Here is a 17,794-nt window from a genome sequence, read left to right on the forward strand (position 1 = left end):
ACCGATTGCTCCAGGCCGGACGGCAGCCGCTTGGCGGCTACCGCGGGCCACTTAGTCTCACCGTGCTTTCGCTTTCTCGTCGCCGGGCAGCACGTAGTCTGTGCCTTCCCAGGGAGAGAGGAAGTCGAAGTTGCGGAATTCCTGCTTCAGCTCGACGGGCTCGTAGACGACGCGCTTGGCTTCGTCGTCGTAACGGACCTCGACGAAACCGGTGACCGGAAAGTCCTTGCGCAGCGGATACCCTTCGAACCCGTAGTCCGTCAGGATGCGGCGCAGGTCCGGATGGCCGGTGAAGAGGATGCCGTACATGTCGTAGGCCTCGCGCTCGAACCAATCGGCGCCAGGATAGACTGGCGTCGCCGACGGCACCGGCTCGTTCTCGCCGGTCGAGACCTTGACGCGCACGCGCAGGTTCTGGCGCGGCGACAGCAAGTGATAGACGACATCGAAGCGATCCGGCCGCTGCGGCCAGTCGACACCGCAGACATCGACGAGGTTGACGAAGGCGCATTGCACGTCGTCGCGCAGGAAAGTGAGCAGCGCGATGACGTTCGCCGCAGTCGTCGTCAGCGTCAGTTCGCCATAGGCCAACGATGCGTCGGAGATCAGCGCACCGCGCGTTTCGCGCAGGTAGGACGCAAGCTCGTTCAGGGCTTCACTCATATCAAAGACCCCCTGCCCTTAGCGCTCGATCGTGCCGGTCCGGCGGATCTTCTTCTGCAGCAGCAGCACGCCGTAAAGCAGCGCTTCTGCCGTGGGAGGACAGCCTGGCACGTAGATGTCGACGGGAACGACGCGGTCGCAGCCGCGAACAACCGAATAGGAATAGTGATAGTAGCCGCCGCCGTTGGCGCAGGAGCCCATCGAGATGACGTAACGCGGCTCCGGCATCTGGTCATAGACCTTGCGAAGCGCAGGCGCCATCTTGTTGGTCAGCGTGCCGGCGACGATCATGACGTCGGACTGGCGCGGCGAGGCGCGCGGCGCAAAACCGAAACGCTCGGCATCGTAGCGCGGCATCGACATCTGCATCATCTCGACCGCGCAGCAGGCGAGACCGAACGTCATCCACATCAGCGAGCCGGTACGGGCCCAGTTGATGAGCTCGTCCGTCGAGGTGACGAGAAAACCCTTGTCGGCGAGCTCGTTATTGATCTCGCCGAAGAATGCGTCATTGCTGCCGATCGGCTTGCCGGTGGAAGGATCGATGATCCCCTTCGGCTTGGGCGCAACGAGCGTGGTGCTGGATACTAGTTCCATTCCAGCGCTCCCTTTTTCCATTCATAGACAAAGCCGATCGTCAACACAGCGAGGAAGACCATCATCGACCAGAAGCCGAACCAGCCCAGATCATTGAACGAAACCGCCCAGGGGAAGAGGAAGGCGACTTCAAGATCGAAGATGATGAAGAGGATCGACACGAGATAGAAGCGGATGTCGAACTTCATGCGGGCGTCATCGAACGCATTGAAGCCGCACTCATAGGCCGACAGCTTTTCCGAATCGGGAGCCTTGAAGGCGACGGCGAAGGGAGCAATCAGAAGCGCCAGGCCGATCACCAATGCGATTCCAATGAAAATCGCGATCGGAACGTAGGAACCGAGAAGTTCAGTCATTGTTATCCGTCCCTGCCTGCGGGAGGGCGCATGGGAGAGCACCAAAACAACAGATCTCGCAGGCCGAAAAATATGTTGCAACGCCAGAGTGGTTAGCGCAGCCCGCGCCTGCGCGCAAGCCTTCTAGGGTCATTTAAACCGGTTCACGACACAGGATCGAATGGGTGGGCGCGACAAAGCTCGGAATCACGGGCCATCACCGACTTTACCGTGAACAGCGGCCATGCGAGACAGATTGCCGCAGCGCACAAAACCAGTCGCACGACACAAGAACAGGGAAACCAGAAAAGGAAAGTGGCGCGAGTGACGGGGCTCGAACCCGCGACCTCCGGCGTGACAGGCCGGCACTCTAACCGACTGAGCTACACCCGCGCATGATGACCGCGAACGATCATTATTACCACCATTGGCCATCCATGAGAATGCCCAGGCAGGACCAGATCAAGAGTGGCGCGAGTGACGGGGCTCGAACCCGCGACCTCCGGCGTGACAGGCCGGCACTCTAACCGACTGAGCTACACCCGCATCATCTTGACTTGGTTGAGGCGTTTCCGCCCCGGCACCGAGCGGGCTTGCCCGTTCGATGAGCGGCTAACTAAGCGGTTCGCATTTGGGTGTCAAGCGTGTTTGAAGACAAATCCATGACGGAACGAAAAATGATCCACAGGCCAGGGTGACGGCAAAGTTCAGGAGGCTGGATCGTGTGCACGACGCAGCCACAGCCCCACTCCGCTCGCCTCTTCCATCCCGTCCGACGGTGCCGGAAGGCGAATCTTCGTCTCTCGCCTCCCCCGCCGCGCGGGACGGCCAAGAACCCGCTTTCTTGTCCACAAGCACGAACCCCGGCAATTCAGGGCGTTGCGCGACCTGCAACAAAAAAAATCATAAAAACGATACAAATGCTCTTGCGGTTTTTTTCGGTTACGCCTAGATCACGGCCACCGACGCGGCGGACTGATCCGGTCCGGATGCGGAAGGGCGATTAGCTCAGTTGGTAGAGCGCCTCGTTTACACCGAGGATGTCGGGAGTTCGAGTCTCTCATCGCCCACCATTACTCTCCCCGAAGATCGACATCCATACATTTGCGGCATCGCTGTGTATTCGTGCGCCGTGGCGCCTGCCCTTCATAGTCTTTTCGAGATGAGCACTGCGCTTTGAGCGGGCAAGAATCACGACCTCGACAATCACGATCGAGCAAGGTGTCGACACGCCGCCAATTTTTCCCCGGATAGGCCGTCCCGCGCAATTACGCGCCGCGATACTGCTCGTCGGTCACATGCTCCAGCCAATCCACAGCCTTGCCGTCGAGCGCTTCCTGAATCGCGAGATGCACCATTGCGGTCTCGGGCGCGGCACCATGCCAGTGCTTCTCGCCCGGCGGGAACCATACGACATCGCCGGTACGAATCTCGCGCACCGGGCCGCCCCAGCTTTGCGCCAGGCCGCGGCCGGCAGTCACGATCAGTGTCTGGCCGAGCGGATGGGTGTGCCAGGCGGTGCGGGCGCCCGGCTCGAAGGTAACGCTGACGGCGCGGACCCGCGCCGGATCCGCGGCTTCGATAAGCGGATCCTGCCGCACGGTGCCGGTGAAATACTCCGCCGGAGCGCGCATCGAAGGTCTCGATCCACCGGGTATGATTTCCATCTCTCGTTCCTCCGGGTTTTCGTTTGCGGCGCTTCCGTTCAGCGAAAGTGCGTGACGATGAACGGGCACCGCCTATCCCGCGACCCTATCATAACCTGTGGATTGTCACAGTCGGGCAGGAAGCACGGGCGATCTCGCAAAGATGTTCGTGGTGCGTCAGATAGATCACCTGGCCCACCCGCGCCATGGCGGCCATCTGCTCGAAGGCGCGGCCGGCGCGCCCGTCGTCGAAGGTCTCCATGATGTCGTCGGCGATGAAGGGCAGCGATTCGCGTGCTGCCGCGATTTCGTGATAGCCGGCGATTCTGAGCGCCAGGTACAGTTGGAATCGGGTGCCTTTGGAGAGATCCTTGGCAAGTTTCGATCCGCCTCCGGCGGCGTTGGCGATCAGAAACTCCTGCCCCCTGTCGGATTGCGCCGACAGGCCGGAATATTCGCCGCCGCTGATGCGGCTGAAAGTTTCGGAGGCCCGGCGCATCATCGCGCTGCGGTGCCGTTCGCGGAAAAGCCGAAGCGCCGTTTCCGCCGCGATGACGCCTGCCCGGAGCCGCAGATAGGCGAGCGCCCTGCTCTCGATGTCAAGCAGCAGCGTGCGCCGCTTCTGATCGAGTTCGGCCACCGTATCCCCGCCTTCGACATCGGCGAGCGCCTTCTCCTTGCCGCGCATATCCGTGTGCAATTCGCTGACGTCGCGGTCGCTGTCTTCGAGCGCCGCGTCGAGCCGCGCCAGTTCCAGCCGGACCGCGGCGTCATCGAACTCAGCGAGCAACGCCTCGGCCTCCTCGCTCCTGGCGACACCAAGTCGGATTGCGAGATCCGCTTCCAATTCGGCGATACGTTGGCGCAGGCGCTCCTGCTCGCGCGCGATTTCGAACTGCTGCCCGGCTTCCTCGAGTGTATCGCACGCGAAGAACTCCGTAACGAGACGCCGGCGCGCGCCATGAAGCTCGCGTGCACCACAGATTTCTCGCCGCTCTTCCTCCAGTCTGGCCAGTTCCGACAGGAAGGTCGCCTGACGATCGGCAATCCGCTGCGCCTCAGCGGCACGCGCCTTGAGCGTCGTAAACGTTGCGAACATATCGTCTGTCGCGGATGCGCCCGCGAGGTCGGCGATATCGCGCTCGAAAGCCGCCTGATCCTTGCGCATGCCGGCGATGCGATATTCGAGATCGGCCTTGCGCTGTGCGAGCTTGTCCAGGTCCTGCAGGATGGCGAGCATCGCGCCAATCTGTTCCGGCACGAGCTGTTCGCTGCGTTCGGCGAGCCAGCTTTTGGCGAGAAGCGCACTCCACTGCTCCTGCCAGGCGGCCATCTCGGCCTCGGCAAGATCAAGGGTCGCGCGGCGGCCGTCAAGAACCGCTGCGTCGCGCTTCACCGCCTCGCGGGCCGCGTTGCGGGCGGCGGCTGCGGCTTGCGCCTGCGATACGACCCGTTCGGCGATCAGCAGGAGATCGTCGAGCCGCTCCGGCAACTCTTCCCTTATGCCGATGCCGGCGAGCTCGTCGCTGAGCGCGCGAATCGCTTCGGTTTCCTCGGCATGTGCCCGCTCAAATTCCAGGCGCGCCATACGCAATTGCGCGCGGATCTCGAGCGCCGAAGTCCGAACGGCAAGCCAGCCTTCCAGTTGCGGCAAGCTCGTGACGCTGGGTAAACCACACGACGTAGCGACGGCTGCGAGAACCTGCGCCTGGGCCACCCCTTCCTCACTGCATCGCTGCTGCTGTTCACGGAGCGCCGCGAGCCGGGCGCGCCGCTCGGCGAGCGAAAGAGACAGGCCGCGCATCTCGGCGAGCCGCGCCGTTTCGGCGAGGCGCAGCGCGGTAACCTCGTCATCCCTGCCCATCGCCTCTTCGAAAACGGCGGCCGTTTCATGGACGAGCTGGTCCTTGTGCCGTTCCCAGGCCTCGTCACGATGGCGACGCAGCGCCGCGGCCGAAACATCGTCCAGAGTGCCGCCGACGGCAGACAGCGCGTCCAGCCGCGCCTCCTCGCCCGCAAGCAGTTCCTGCTCGCCGGCGATGCGATCGGACAGGCGCGCTTGCCGTTCCTCCAATGTGGCGGCCGCCTTGCGCCAGGTCTCAAGCGCTCCGGATGCCGGAACGCCAAGCGCCAGCAGATCGTCGGCGTTTCCGGCAAAAGGTTGTAGCAGCAACAGCTTGTCGGCAAGTTCCGCCTCCAGCCGATCCAGCGACTGCGCGGCTGCCTGTTTCCGCAGCAGACAGTCGCTGCGACGCAGCAGCGTCAGCCGCCCGGAAAGGCCCGAGGCATCCGCGAGCCCCCCTTCTCCATCAATTCGCGCCAGTTCACATTCGGCGACCCGATTTTCGGCGGCGGCCGCCTGCACTTCGTGCCGGGCGGACGTGCACCGTTCGGCCAGGGCAGAGTGCCGGCGGGCGAGATCCTGAAGCCGTGCGCCAACCCCTGCCGGCAGCAGCAGCTCGGCAGGGTCGCGGTCCGCCGGCTCACCGAGCCGCAACAGGCAGCCGGCGATCTCCGTCGACGTCCTCGCCAGTTCTTCCAATCGCGACGGCATGTCGCGCGCGGCCGTAACATAGCGCGCATCGAGTGCTGTCTCCTGCAGCGCCGTCAGCCGTTCGGCCAGGCACAGCCCTTCCTTGTCGAGCGGCAATTGTTCCAGCGCATCGCGACGATGCTTCATCTCGCTTTCGTTCTGCCGGAGCCTGACCTCGATCTCCGCCTCCTGGCGGCGCAGCGCCGGCAGTTCGGTTGCCCATTCAGCCGGCGGAACCGGCAACACCGGCGCGCTCGCCAGTTCCGTGCGAAGCGCGCGCAGCCGGCCAAAATGCGGCATTGCCTCGATCTCTGTCTTCAATCGAGCTCGCGCGACCCGAAGCTCGGCCCGGCGTGTGATCGCCTCCTCGTGACGGTCGCGTGCTTGCGCGAGCGTCTTGCGTAGCGCCGCATATTCGCGTGCATTGATATCGAGGGCGTTTCGCTCCGTCCTCAAAGCATCAAGCTGCGCCTTCAGCTCGGCAAGCTGATGCTTACGCGCCTGTGGCCGATAGAAGGCGTCCGCCTGGCCACGCAAGGCCGCAAGGATCGCCGTGCTATCCGGCAGACCCGAGCTTGCGGAGAACAAGAGTGATCCAAGCTCACCCTCACTCTTCAGGATCGCCTCGCCGCCCTTCTCGATGCTTTCGTCATCGAGCGAAAACATCGTCTGATAGGTATCGCGGTCGATTGCGCCCAGCGCTCCGGAGAAGAGATTGTCGGGCAGCGGCTGATCATCTGCGCCAACCAGCGAGTTCGTCTTGCGTTTGACCCGGAACACGCGGTGAGTCCGATCGGCCGCCGTGAGTGTGCCGCCGACGCGCATCGTCGGATAGGGATGCAGGAACCCATAGGGGCTCGAGTGCTCGATCCCGAAGAGCAGATCGAGGAAGCCAGAAAAAAGGGTCGATTTGCCTGCTTCGTTCGGACCGTAGACGATGTGCAGGTCGGGCACGTCGGCCGCATTTTCACCGAAGTCGAGGCGGCGATCGGCGAATTTGCCATAGCGGACGAGATCAAGCGCACGTAGCCGCATCAGTGGCTGCCCTCGCCGGCGCTACCGCCATGAAGATGGGCAAGCACCTCCATACCTCCCGATGCGCCGGCCTCGAAAGCGAGCCGTTCGATCGCATCTTCGTCAGGCGCCAAAGCTTGACGCAGTTCCGGAGGCAGTTGTTGCAGCAGATCTTCCACAGCCGCCCGGATCTCCTGGCGAAAGGCGTGGGCGGGCAGAACGTCGGCCTCGACGAGAGCCCCAAGTTCATCGACCGGATCCACCATTGCACCCGTCTTTTCCGCGAGCTGACTGCCGCAGGCTAGTTCCAGCTTCTCGATCCAGCAACCGACGATGCCGGCCGCGATGTTGTCGATCTCGGCGCGCAGCAGGTCCGAGTCACGGCGAAGGCGCCAGGCCAGCGGCGTCGCCCCTGTCAGCGTTACGCGCAGAATCACGTTTTCTGCCGCCGTATCCATAGTAACGCGCGTAAGCGCCTGCCTGACCGCATCGAGCACATCGCGCCACTCGGAGAGGCCTGTGATATCGACCGGCAGGCGCTCGAAACTGGCAATCCCGATCGGCATCTCGGCAATCTCGGTCCGTCCGTCGTCATCGATCGCCACCAGCGTCACGCTTTTCACACCGGCCTCGTTGATGTCGCGGCCCTGCGGTATGCCGGGCATGACGACGAAACGGCCTGTTGCATGGATCTGGCGTTGGTGGATATGGCCGAGCGCCCAGTAGTCGAAACCATGCGCCACGAGGTCGGCGGCACTGCAGGGCGCATAGGGATCATGGCCAGCGGCGCCGGCAAGACTGGTATGCAGCATGCCGATGTTGACTGCGCCCGGCATCGGCGGCTGAAAGGTCGGCAGCAGGCTTTCCGGCGCGTGCGGACTGGCGAAACTTACCCCGTGCACGTAGACGTCCCGCCCGCTTGCCAGGCTCTTGGCGAGAACGGCCTTTGCCTTGCCTTTGAACACATGCGCCGACGGCGGCAAAGTAAGCTCGTTGGTGACCTGCGACTGGGCGTCGTGGTTGCCGCGGATGATGAATGTCCGGATGCCCGCCTCATCCAGCCGGCGCAACTCCCGCCCGAGAAACAGCGCCGTGTTCATCGACGTCTGGCTGCCGTCGTAGAGATCGCCCGCGATCAGCAGCGCATCGACCTTTTCGACGATGCAGAGATCGACGATCTTGAGGAAGGCGCGCCGGGACGCGCCGCGCACGATCTCCGCGAGGTCGGCGTTCCTGAGGGCGAGGCTGCGGAGGGGCGAATCGAGATGAAGATCTGCAGTATGGACGAAGCGGAAGGGCATGGCCGACCATGCCCGGCGAGCCGGTGCCCGTCAATCAGCTGCCTCCCTTCATCCACGTGGGAGATTGGCCGGTGATAGACGAGCACATTTTGGGCCAACCAAGTAAAGCCAAGACCAATGCAGAAGATCCCCGTGAGGATTGACGAAACCGAACGATCAACCGCACCGTCTGAGTACCTGCAAATATCAGATTATACTCACTTTAATCGATTAGGGTTTTTGTAACATCTTGTTCGCTAGGTTTCCGCCGGCTGCGCTCCGAGCGCGTCCGGGCACCGGAATGATTCCTGCTTCGGCATCCGCTCCGTCATGACGATCAAGAGCCGGAACGACTTCATCAAGTACAGCATTATGGACGGCAGTCCTTCCGGGGGGAACCTATGTCACGGCTCAAGATTTCACACACGCTCATTGCCCTTTTCGTCGTGGTCGCCGTCATCGTCGCGGCGCTTGCGGTTTCCTCGCTCGGCGGCATCAAGATGATGAACGAGCGCAACAACGAGATCGCCACCACCTGGCTGCCGCGTGTCTCGCTTTCCCGCGCGCTCGAAACCCAGCTTTCCGACACGCGCATGGCGTTTGCACGCCACCTGATCTCGCTGACACCCTTCGAGAAGAAGGCCGCGGAAAAAGTCATCGGCCAGACCGTCGAAGGCTTCAACAAGCTCGCCGATGACTATGCGGCACTGATGGTGACGGACGCCGACAAGGCAGCGCTGGAAAAAGTACACACTGCCTACCAAGCCTACCTCTCCATCGCCGATGGCATGGTCAAGCTCTCCAACAATCTCGAGAACATGAAGGCGCAGAGCGTCTTCAAGGTCGAGATGCGTGAAACGGAGCAGAAGGTCGACGAGGCGATCAAGGAAGTGCGCGCGCTCAACGTCGCCGGAGCCGATGCCGCGGTTGCCGCAAGCTCGGCAACGCATGACCAGATCCGCATGATCGAAATGGTCGTCATCGCTGTCGCTGCCATCATCGTGATCGGCGCCATTCTCTATGCCGTGCGCGGTATCGCCCGCCCGATCCAGATCATCACCCGTTCGATGGCGCGCCTCGCGGAAGGCGACACGGACAGCAACATCCCCTACGGTGCCCGCAACGACGAAATCGGCGAGATGGCCCGTGCCGTCGAAGTCTTCCGTCAGGCGGCAATCACCAACCAGCAACTCGAAGCGGATGCTGAGGCGCAGCGCGCACGCGCCGAGGCCGATCGCCTGCGTCTGACCGAAGAAGCGGAAGCCGCGGCCCAGCACCGCCTCCAGGAAGCGACGGCCGGCCTGGCCAACGGCCTGCGCCGCCTGGCCTCCGGCGATCTCGCCTTCCAGCTCAACGAACCCTTCGCACCGGACTTCGAGCAGCTCCGCCATGACCTGAACCAGGCCGTCGCCCAGCTTGCCGACACGCTTGCCGCCGTTTCGGCCAGCTCCGACAGCATCGATAGCGGTGCACGCGAAGTCAGCCAGAGCGCCGACGACCTGTCGCGCCGGACCGAGCAGCAGGCCGCTTCGCTGGAAGAGACCGCCGCCGCCCTCGACCAGATCACCGTCAATGTCGGCAATTCGTCGAAGCGCACCAACGAGGCCCGCGCCGTCGCCAGCCAGGCAAACGAAAGCGCCCGCAAGTCCGGCGCGATCGTCTCGGGCGCCGTCGATGCCATGGGCCGGATCGAGCATTCGTCGAGCCAGATCTCCAACATCATCGGCGTCATCGACGAGATCGCCTTCCAGACGAACCTCCTGGCGCTGAATGCCGGCGTCGAAGCGGCCCGCGCCGGTGATGCCGGCAAGGGGTTTGCCGTCGTCGCCCAGGAAGTGCGCGAACTTGCCCAGCGCTCGGCCAATGCGGCCAAAGAGATCAAGGACCTGATCCGCAACTCCGCCGTCGAAGTCGAAAGTGGTGTCCGGCTCGTGCGCGAAACCGGCGAGGCTCTGCGCACCATCGAAGGCTTCATCGTCACGATCAATCAGCATATGGATGCGATCGCCGTCTCGGCGCAGGAGCAGTCCGCCGGACTGTCGGAGGTCAACATGGCCGTGAACCAGATGGATCAGGTGACGCAGCAGAATGCCGCCATGGTCGAGGAAGCCAATGCGGCAAGCGCCACGCTTGCCCAGGAAGCTGGCCGCCTGCGCGAACTGATCGCCCGCTTCACGCTGGAAGAAACTCAGGCCTACGGCTACGCGCCGTCCGCCGGCTCGACGCGCCGAGCGGCATAACCATCGCGCAGGCCCGAGCCTGGTTTTCGCGGGCGGGCGCCGGACACATCGCAACCGACCGTGAAGTGGACGAGCGATCGTAGCCGATGTGCGGAATACGAAAATCTTGACGAACCAACAGAAACGGCCGCCGGAAACGGCGGCCGTTTCTTTGCCTGTCCGGCGCTTACCGTGAAGTCTCGGAGGTTTGTGTCGACAAATGCGGTAATTGTAACTATCACTAATGTTACTGCCATTTCACATGGCACCTCATGAAATTCCAATGACGATCATGAAGAAGACATTCGAAGTTTCCGACAGACTGTTCGAGCTCTACCATCGGGTTCACCGGCTGGTGAACGAATCGATGACCGAAGAAGGCGTATCGCTGGCACGGAGCAAATTCCTCTTCTTCCTCAGCAAGCTCGGTCCCTGTCGCTCGACCGATATCGCCTGCGCGCTGAACTTCGCGCCGCGCACGGTCACCGAAGCCATCGACGGTCTCGAACGCGACCGCCTGGTCATGCGCAAGCCGGACCCGGAAGACCGGCGCGCCAAGATCGTCTCGATTACCGAAACCGGCCGCATCGTTCTCGAGGCTGCCGAACATCCACGCAAGCAGCTGCTCGAGGAAATCTTCTCGGCGCTCGACGACGAGGAACTCGACGCCCTCTACGACATCGTCGGCAAGCTGGTGGACCGGACGGACGAGATCCGCAAGCGCAAGGACGAAGCCGAAGAGGCAGCACAGATCGCTATTGCCCGCTGACCGCGGCTCCTCGATCGGGTAACACAGTGCCGAAACTGAAAGAGGCCGGGACGTCATGTCCCGGCCTCTTCCGTTTTCTCCGGGCGCAACGCTTACATCGCGTTGATGGCGCCAATGGAGAAGAACAAGGTTTCGCCGGAGGAGTCGTCGACACCGTCGTTGTCGGTGACGACGTAGCCGTTGCCGGCGGCGTCGACGGTGAAGCCTTCGACCTTGTCGACGACGTAGCCGTTCAGCGCCTTCAGGTCCGGAATGAGGTCACGTACCTCTTCCTTCTTGACGACGGGCAGTTCGCCGCCGAGTGCTGCCGGCTTCAGTTCCGTCAGCGCGACACGATAGATCTTCTTGAGCTTGGCTGCCTGGCCGATCAGGTTGTCGCGCTCGATGATATAGGCGTAGTCGCCATGCACGGAGATTTCCGAGAGGCCGACCCAGCCGTCACCGGCCTTTTCCAGCGGGTAGCGCACCGCACCCCACTCTTCGCTCTTCGGCTTATAGGAAACGAGCTTGACGAAGCCCTTCTCGTCATCCTTCCACTCGCGTTGGACAGCCATCCACAGCGTCTGGTCGTCACCTTCTCCAACGACGGTGATACTTCGAAGCCGAAGCGGGTTTCGCCGGCACGCAGCGCCTCGGGCAGGGCAATTTCCTTCTTGATCTCGCCCTTCTTGTTCACGTGGAAGATCGCGTGATTGTAGAGCTTGTCGGAGTTGCCCTCCGATGCGAGCCAGAAGCCCCCTTCCCCGTCATTGGCGATACCCTCGATGTCGAGCTTCTGAGCCGGCGCGCCGTCCCGGGTGATCGTGAGCGTTTCGGTGATGAGGGCCGGCTTCTGCGTTGCGTCGATCGTGAAGATCGTCGGCTGCGACGAGAAGACCGAGTCGTTGACGGCACGCAGGAAGCCCGGCTTGTCCGAGACGGCAGCGAGACCGGAGAGTGCGCCGAAGCCGATCGGCAGGCCGTCCTTCTCGGCGGAGCGGATCTGCGGATAGGCAGCTTCGCCCTCACCGCGCTCGTAGATCATCACGTGCGAACGCGCGCCGCCGTCCTCGACGAGGTCGACTTCATTTGCGGTCGCAAGCAGATTGCGCGACGGAATGGCGACGGCACCTTCCGGCGAGATGCCCGACGGCAGCAACTGCAGCAGTTCAGGCTCCGCACCCGTGTCCTTGTAGATGCCAACGACCGAAGCACGCTCCGAGAGCAGGAAGAACAGGTTGTCGTCACCGAACTTCGCCGCGTCCAGGCCCTCGGGCTCGACGCCCTTGGCAGAAGAGCGCTTCTCTGGATAGTGGCCGAGCGCGGCAATGGCATGCTCGAAGCTCGCACCCGATTCGTAGAGGACCTTGCCGGTCGTATCGAAGATCGTGAAACCACGTGAACCGCCTTCGTAATCGCCTTCGTTGGCGACGACGATCCGGTTGTCGTCGAGCCACTTCACGGCGTCCGGCTCGCGCTTGCGGCCCGGCTGTTCGTCCTTGAAGGCAATCGCACCGTTGCGCTTGGTGTCGATGTTCTTGAGGTCAACCGTGCCGGCGGAGAAATGCGTCTTCACCGTCGCGGTCTTGCCGTTGATGATGACGATGTGGTTGTTTTCCTGCAGCGTCAGCGCAATCTCGTCTTTGCCGTTGAAGGAGACGAATTCCGGCTCCGGATCCTCGCCAGCGATTTCGGCAAGACCTGTCAGCGTCACACGCTTCAGCGAGCCGCAATCGGCGATACCGTCCTTCAGCGACAGGATGACCAGATCGCCAGCCGGCATCTGCGGGATCTTGCCTTCGTTCACTTCCTCGTCACGCTCGTTTTCGATGGCAATCGCTGCAAGCGTGCGATCCTTGTTGACGGCGACCGAGTCCGGCTGACCGCCGAGGTCACAGGTTGCCGCAACTTTCTTGGAGGCGAGATCGACCACGGCGAGAAGACCGGAGGGCTTGACGAAGCTTTCGCGCGTGTTGACCGCAACGAGCGCCTTGGCGCCGGCAACGGTGACGGAGGTCGGCTCACCATCGAAAGAGATCGTGCCGGCAGCCTTCGGCGCCTTGGCATCGGTGATGTCGATCAGGCCGACGCGCTTGCCCGGGCTGTCCGAATAGATCAGCGTATTGCCGTCCTCGCTGGCCGCGATGATCTCGGCCGACGTCGGCGCCTTGCGCGCGTCACCCTCAGGCAGATTGTCGGCAACGGCGAAGGATGCAATCCGGTTGAATACGGGCTCGGCCGCCGCGGGAAAAGCCGCGGAAGTGAGAAGGACGGCGGCAAATACCGCCACGCGCGATGCATTGGTCATAAAATCCCCCATGGACACTACTGAAAAACATGGGGTTTCTGCGCGACGGGGATGACAGCCGAATGACAGCCGAACGGTTTTGCACCACTCAGGCGGCGGCGGTCTCCCGCTCGCGCCTGATCTCGTTGCGCATGATGAACAGCGAGGCTGCGAGGATCAGCACGGCACCGATCCAGAGATAGCCGGTCGGCGCGTAGCCGAAGACCAGCCAGCCGGCGAAAACATTGAGCGGCAGCTTCAGATCATCGAAGGGCTGCACATAGGCTGCGTCAGCGACCGTGTAGGCCAGTGTCAGCAGATACTGCGCAAAAACGGTCAGAACCCCGGCGAGCACGAGAAGGCCGAGTGCCGCGCCGTCCGGAACCGCAAAACCAGCCGCGAGCGCAATGACGCCATTGATCGGGGTCAGGAGGACAAGCAGCCAGATGGTGATCGTCTCTGGATGCTCGCTGCTCGTCAGGCTCTTCGTGATGAGCGACGACGCGCCCCAGAGCAACGCGGAGACGATCGGCAGCAGGGCCGCCCAGGTGAAGCTGGCCGACCAGGGATCGAGAATGATCATGGCGCCGGCAAATCCGACCGCCGTCGCAGTCCAGCGCGCCGGGCCGACCCGTTCGCCAAGAAACAGGCGAGCGCCGAGGATGATGAAGAAGGGCGAGGTCATGACCAGGGCGATCGCCTGCCAGATCGGCACGTGAGCGAGGCCGGAGACCCAGGTCCCGACGCCGAAGGCGGCGAGCGCCACACGCACCACGTGGCGCCAAGGGTAATCGGTGCGCATCGCCGAAAGACCCGCACGACGCAGGAACGGCAGGGAAAACAGGAAGGCGAAGGCGTATTGCCAGAAGGCCGTTGCGGCGGCGGGAAAGCCGAGCGTCATCGTCAGCCATTGGGTGACGACGTTGAGGCCGGCGAAGGCAATGCCGGCCAGCACCATGAAGCCGGCTCCGGCCATGGCACGCGAGGAGGAAAAACCGAGGGAAGTCTGATTCATGTCATGTATCCTGAAAAATGGACAAACACAAATCAGGACGCATGAGCGCACGGCACGACGCCGGGCAGCCCTGCCCTTCGCACCGACGACCATTCTCTTTCATCCGGACTATGACCGTCGGCTCCGGAGTTGCACCGGATCTGCTGACCCCTACCCCTGTTCCAGGAGAAAGGCGCTCGCGGGCTTGGGCCACCGCATAGTGTTACAGCGACCTTAGCGCGCCTAGAAAGACGCGCGGCGCTGTAGTGCCCTTACCGCCGGTGGGGACTTTCACCCCGCCCTGAGAATGGGCAAGCCGTAGAGCAAATGGCGGGAGGCTGCAAGGGCCGCCCTTGAAATGCAAAAGGGTCCGGCTTTCGCCGAACCCTCGAATACCTGGACTGCCGGCCTCGTGTCCGGCCGCCAAGCAAATCTGATCAGCCGTTGACGGCGTCCTTCAGGCCCTTGCCGGCCGTGAACTTCGGCACGTTGCGAGCCGGGATATCAACTTCCGCACCCGTGGACGGGTTGCGGCCCTTCGAGGCTTCGCGGCGCGAAACCGAGAAGTTGCCGAAGCCGACCAGGCGAATGTCGCCGCCGTTCTTCAGCTCGCCCTGGATGGTCTCGAAAACTGCATCAACTGCAGAAGATGCGTCGGTCTTGGAAAGTCCGGCCTTCTCAGCAACGGCAGACACGAGCTCATTTTTGTTCATGTTTCCACCCCTTTCAGATTGGTTCGAAACGACTGTGTTTTAAGGCGCGGCGGCTTGCGCATCGCCCGCGTCTTGCCTTTCCCAATTGCGCCTAATCCCTTGGAATGCAAGGCTTGCGGCGTGCTTTTATAACAAAAAAGACCGGCCAAAGGCCGGTCTTCCCAATTTTTCTGCAAAATGGGCGCCGCGTGAGGGCGCGGCGCCCATTGCCTGGCACTTTTTAGTGGGCGATCGAAGAACCTGCTTCGTCCTGCGAATCAACCGCTGCGACGGTCGCCGGCTCGTTTGCCGGGTCCCAGTCGATCGGCTCCGGCCTGCGCACCAGAGCGTGTTCGAGCACTTCGCCCATCCGCGAAACCGGGATGATTTCGAGCGCGTTCTTCACGTTGTCCGGGATCTCGGCGAGATCCTTGGCGTTCTCTTCGGGGATCAGCACCTTCTTGATGCCACCCCGGAGAGCCGCGAGCAGCTTCTCCTTGAGACCGCCGATCGGCAGCACTCGGCCGCGCAGCGTGATCTCGCCGGTCATCGCCACATCCTTGGAGATCGGGATGCCGGTCATGATCGATACGATCGCGGTTGCCATGGCGACACCGGCCGACGGACCATCCTTCGGCGTTGCGCCTTCCGGCAGGTGCACGTGGATGTCGCGCTTGTCGAACAGCGGAGGCTCGATGCCGAAGTCGATCGCCCGCGAACGGACATAGGACGCCGCCGCCGAAATCGATTCCTTCATCACGTCACGCAGGTTGCCGGTGACCGTCATGCGGCCCTTGCCGGGCATCATGACGCCTTCGATCGTCAGCAGCTCGCCGCCGACCTCTGTCCAGGCAAGACCCGTGACCACGCCGATCTGATCGTCGCGTTCGGCTTCGCCGTGACGGAAGCGCGGCACACCCAGGTAGTCGTTGATGTTGTCCGCCGTGACTTCGACCGTCTTGGTCTTGCCCTTGATGATCTCGGTCACCGCCTTGCGGGCGAGCTTCATCAATTCGCGCTCGAAGTTACGGACACCGGCTTCCCGCGTATAGGTCTGGATGACCGCCATCAGGGCCCCGTCGCTCACGGAGAACTCCTTCGGCTGCAGCGCGTGGTCGCGGATCGCCTTCGGCAGCAGGTGCCGCTTGGCAATCTCCAGCTTTTCCTCTTCGGTATAGCCGGCGATGCGGATCACTTCCATGCGGTCCATCAACGGTGCCGGAATGTTCAGAGTGTTGGCCGTGGTGATGAACATCACGTTGGACAGGTCGTATTCGACTTCCAGGTAGTGGTCCATGAAGGTCGCGTTCTGTTCCGGATCCAGCACCTCGAGCAGCGCCGAAGACGGATCGCCACGGAAATCCTGACCCATCTTGTCGACCTCGTCGAGCAGGAACAGCGGATTGGAGCGCTTCGCCTTCTTCATCGACTGGACGATCTTGCCGGGCATCGAACCGATATAGGTACGGCGGTGACCGCGGATCTCGGCTTCGTCACGAACGCCGCCGAGCGCCATGCGCACATATTCGCGGCCGGTCGCCTTGGCGATCGACTTGGCGAGCGAGGTCTTGCCGACGCCCGGAGGGCCGACGAGGCACAGGATCGGGCCCTTGATCTTCGACGAACGCGCCTGCACGGCGAGATATTCGACGATGCGTTCCTTGACCTTGTCGAGACCGAAGTGATCCGTGTTGAGCACGTCCTCGGCATGGTTCAGGTCGCTCTTGATCTTCGACTTCTTGCCCCAGGGCAGGCCGAGCAGCCAATCCAGATAGTTGCGAACCACGGTCGCTTCCGCGGACATCGGGCTCATCTGGCGCAGCTTCTTGAGTTCCGCATCGGCCTTTTCCCGCGCTTCCTTGGAGAGCTTCGTCTTGGCGATGCGTTCCTCGATCTCGGCCATCTCGTCGCGGCCATCTTCGCCGTCGCCGAGTTCCTTCTGGATCGCCTTCATCTGTTCGTTGAGGTAGTATTCGCGCTGGGTCTTCTCCATCTGGCGCTTGACGCGCGAGCGGATGCGCTTTTCGACCTGCAGGACGGAGATCTCACCTTCCATGAAGCCGAGCGCCTTTTCCAGGCGCATCTTCACGCTGGTGGTCTCCAGCATTTCCTGCTTCTCGACGATCTTGATCGACAGATGCGAAGCGACGGTATCGGCAAGCTTCGAGTAGTCTTCGATCTGGCTGGCGACGCCGACGACCTCGGGGGAGATCTTCTTGTTGAGCTTCACATAGCTTTCGAACTCGGAAACGACCGAGCGGCTCAGCGCCTCGATCTCGACCGGATCTTCTTCCGGCTCGTTCAGCGTATGCGCCGAAGCCTCATAAAATTCTTCGCGCGGCGTGTAGCCGTCGATCTTGGCGCGCGCGCGGCCTTCGACCAGCACCTTGACGGTACCGTCGGGCAGCTTCAGCAATTGCAGGACATTGGCGATGGTGCCGACGTCATAGATCGCAGCCGGTTCCGGATCGTCGTCGGTGGCGTTGATCTGGGTGGCAAGCATGATCTGCTTGTCGGTACCCATGACTTCCTCAAGCGCACGGATCGACTTTTCACGGCCGACGAAGAGCGGCACGATCATGTGCGGGAAGACTACGATGTCGCGGAGCGGCAGGACCGGGTAGGTCGCGCTTTCAGTCGCCGGTGACGTTTTGTTCGTCATGTCATTTCCTTTCCGTCCCGATTTCGGGCCCGTTCCCGGGAGCCCCGCAGGCACTCCCGGTTGTCATATTTTCCACATGAAAGTGGAGTGCGACCGCGTCCATTTCAAGGCTGACGCGACACCC

The 17,794-nt window shown here is 62.5% G+C and carries 11 protein-coding genes, 3 tRNA genes, 1 pseudogene and 1 riboswitch; of the genes and pseudogenes, 3 read left to right on the top strand and 12 right to left on the bottom strand.

Annotated elements, in window-relative coordinates; all coding sequences use genetic code 11:
• Positions 1 to 57: 57 nt before the first annotated feature.
• The 5 genes from AC0C6X_RS10260 to AC0C6X_RS10280 form a co-directional block, all read right to left on the bottom strand.
• Positions 58 to 663 (bottom strand): NADH-quinone oxidoreductase subunit C, encoded by a 606-nt coding sequence (locus AC0C6X_RS10260; protein WP_173516175.1) that lies wholly within the window; start codon positions 661 to 663, stop codon positions 58 to 60.
• Between the two features lie 18 nt (positions 664 to 681).
• Positions 682 to 1,260, bottom strand: coding sequence for a NuoB/complex I 20 kDa subunit family protein (locus AC0C6X_RS10265; RefSeq protein ID WP_173516174.1), 579 nt, complete (start codon positions 1,258 to 1,260; stop codon positions 682 to 684).
• Positions 1,251 to 1,616: an NADH-quinone oxidoreductase subunit A gene (locus tag AC0C6X_RS10270; protein WP_173516173.1), complete on the bottom strand. Its 366-nt coding sequence runs from the start codon at positions 1,614 to 1,616 to the stop codon at positions 1,251 to 1,253. The genes AC0C6X_RS10265 and AC0C6X_RS10270 overlap by 10 nt, the downstream gene beginning before the upstream one ends.
• Before the next feature lie 295 nt (positions 1,617 to 1,911).
• Positions 1,912 to 1,988: transfer RNA gene (locus AC0C6X_RS10275), tRNA-Asp, on the bottom strand.
• Between the two features lie 76 nt (positions 1,989 to 2,064).
• Positions 2,065 to 2,141: transfer RNA gene (locus tag AC0C6X_RS10280), tRNA-Asp, on the bottom strand.
• Between the two features lie 451 nt (positions 2,142 to 2,592).
• Between AC0C6X_RS10280 and AC0C6X_RS10285 the strand changes: the two genes are divergently transcribed.
• Positions 2,593 to 2,668, top strand: a tRNA-Val gene (locus AC0C6X_RS10285).
• Positions 2,669 to 2,863: 195 nt separating this feature from the next.
• On the opposite strand, the gene AC0C6X_RS10290 is transcribed toward AC0C6X_RS10285, so the two are convergent.
• From AC0C6X_RS10290 to AC0C6X_RS10300, 3 genes are all read right to left on the bottom strand, one after another.
• A complete protein-coding gene (locus AC0C6X_RS10290; RefSeq protein ID WP_173516172.1) occupies positions 2,864 to 3,262 on the bottom strand; it encodes a (R)-mandelonitrile lyase in 399 nt (132 codons plus the stop codon).
• 88 nt (positions 3,263 to 3,350) lie between these two features.
• Complete coding sequence (locus AC0C6X_RS10295; RefSeq protein ID WP_472952953.1) at positions 3,351 to 6,809, bottom strand: AAA family ATPase; 3,459 nt, start codon at positions 6,807 to 6,809, stop codon at positions 3,351 to 3,353.
• Positions 6,809 to 8,089, bottom strand: a complete 1,281-nt coding sequence (locus AC0C6X_RS10300) for a metallophosphoesterase family protein (RefSeq protein ID WP_472952955.1) — start codon at positions 8,087 to 8,089, stop codon at positions 6,809 to 6,811. The genes AC0C6X_RS10295 and AC0C6X_RS10300 overlap by 1 nt, the downstream gene beginning before the upstream one ends.
• A gap of 380 nt (positions 8,090 to 8,469) precedes the next feature.
• Between AC0C6X_RS10300 and AC0C6X_RS10305 the strand changes: the two genes are divergently transcribed.
• Together AC0C6X_RS10305 and AC0C6X_RS10310 are read left to right on the top strand one after the other, a co-directional pair.
• A complete protein-coding gene (locus AC0C6X_RS10305) occupies positions 8,470 to 10,308 on the top strand; it encodes a methyl-accepting chemotaxis protein (RefSeq protein WP_472952957.1) in 1,839 nt (612 codons plus the stop codon).
• Positions 10,309 to 10,579: 271 nt separating this feature from the next.
• The gene (locus AC0C6X_RS10310) at positions 10,580 to 11,056 is read left to right on the top strand and encodes a MarR family winged helix-turn-helix transcriptional regulator (protein ID WP_247958233.1); all 477 of its coding nucleotides are present in this window, start codon (positions 10,580 to 10,582) and stop codon (positions 11,054 to 11,056) included.
• 92 nt (positions 11,057 to 11,148) lie between these two features.
• Here AC0C6X_RS10310 and AC0C6X_RS10315 read toward each other — a convergent pair.
• From AC0C6X_RS10315 to lon, 4 genes and pseudogenes are all read right to left on the bottom strand, one after another.
• Positions 11,149 to 13,343: pseudogene (locus AC0C6X_RS10315) on the bottom strand (esterase-like activity of phytase family protein).
• 88 nt (positions 13,344 to 13,431) lie between these two features.
• The gene (locus AC0C6X_RS10320) at positions 13,432 to 14,337 is read right to left on the bottom strand and encodes a DMT family transporter (protein ID WP_472952959.1); all 906 of its coding nucleotides are present in this window, start codon (positions 14,335 to 14,337) and stop codon (positions 13,432 to 13,434) included.
• A gap of 87 nt (positions 14,338 to 14,424) precedes the next feature.
• A riboswitch (FMN riboswitch) is annotated at positions 14,425 to 14,629 on the bottom strand.
• A gap of 124 nt (positions 14,630 to 14,753) precedes the next feature.
• A complete protein-coding gene (gene hupB / locus AC0C6X_RS10325; protein WP_065777403.1) occupies positions 14,754 to 15,029 on the bottom strand; it encodes a DNA-binding protein HupB in 276 nt (91 codons plus the stop codon).
• 220 nt (positions 15,030 to 15,249) lie between these two features.
• Positions 15,250 to 17,670, bottom strand: coding sequence for an endopeptidase La (gene lon, locus AC0C6X_RS10330; RefSeq protein ID WP_472952961.1), 2,421 nt, complete (start codon positions 17,668 to 17,670; stop codon positions 15,250 to 15,252).
• Positions 17,671 to 17,794 lie beyond the last annotated feature (124 nt).

The sequence above is a fragment of the Ensifer sp. VA4 genome, assembly GCF_055710065.1.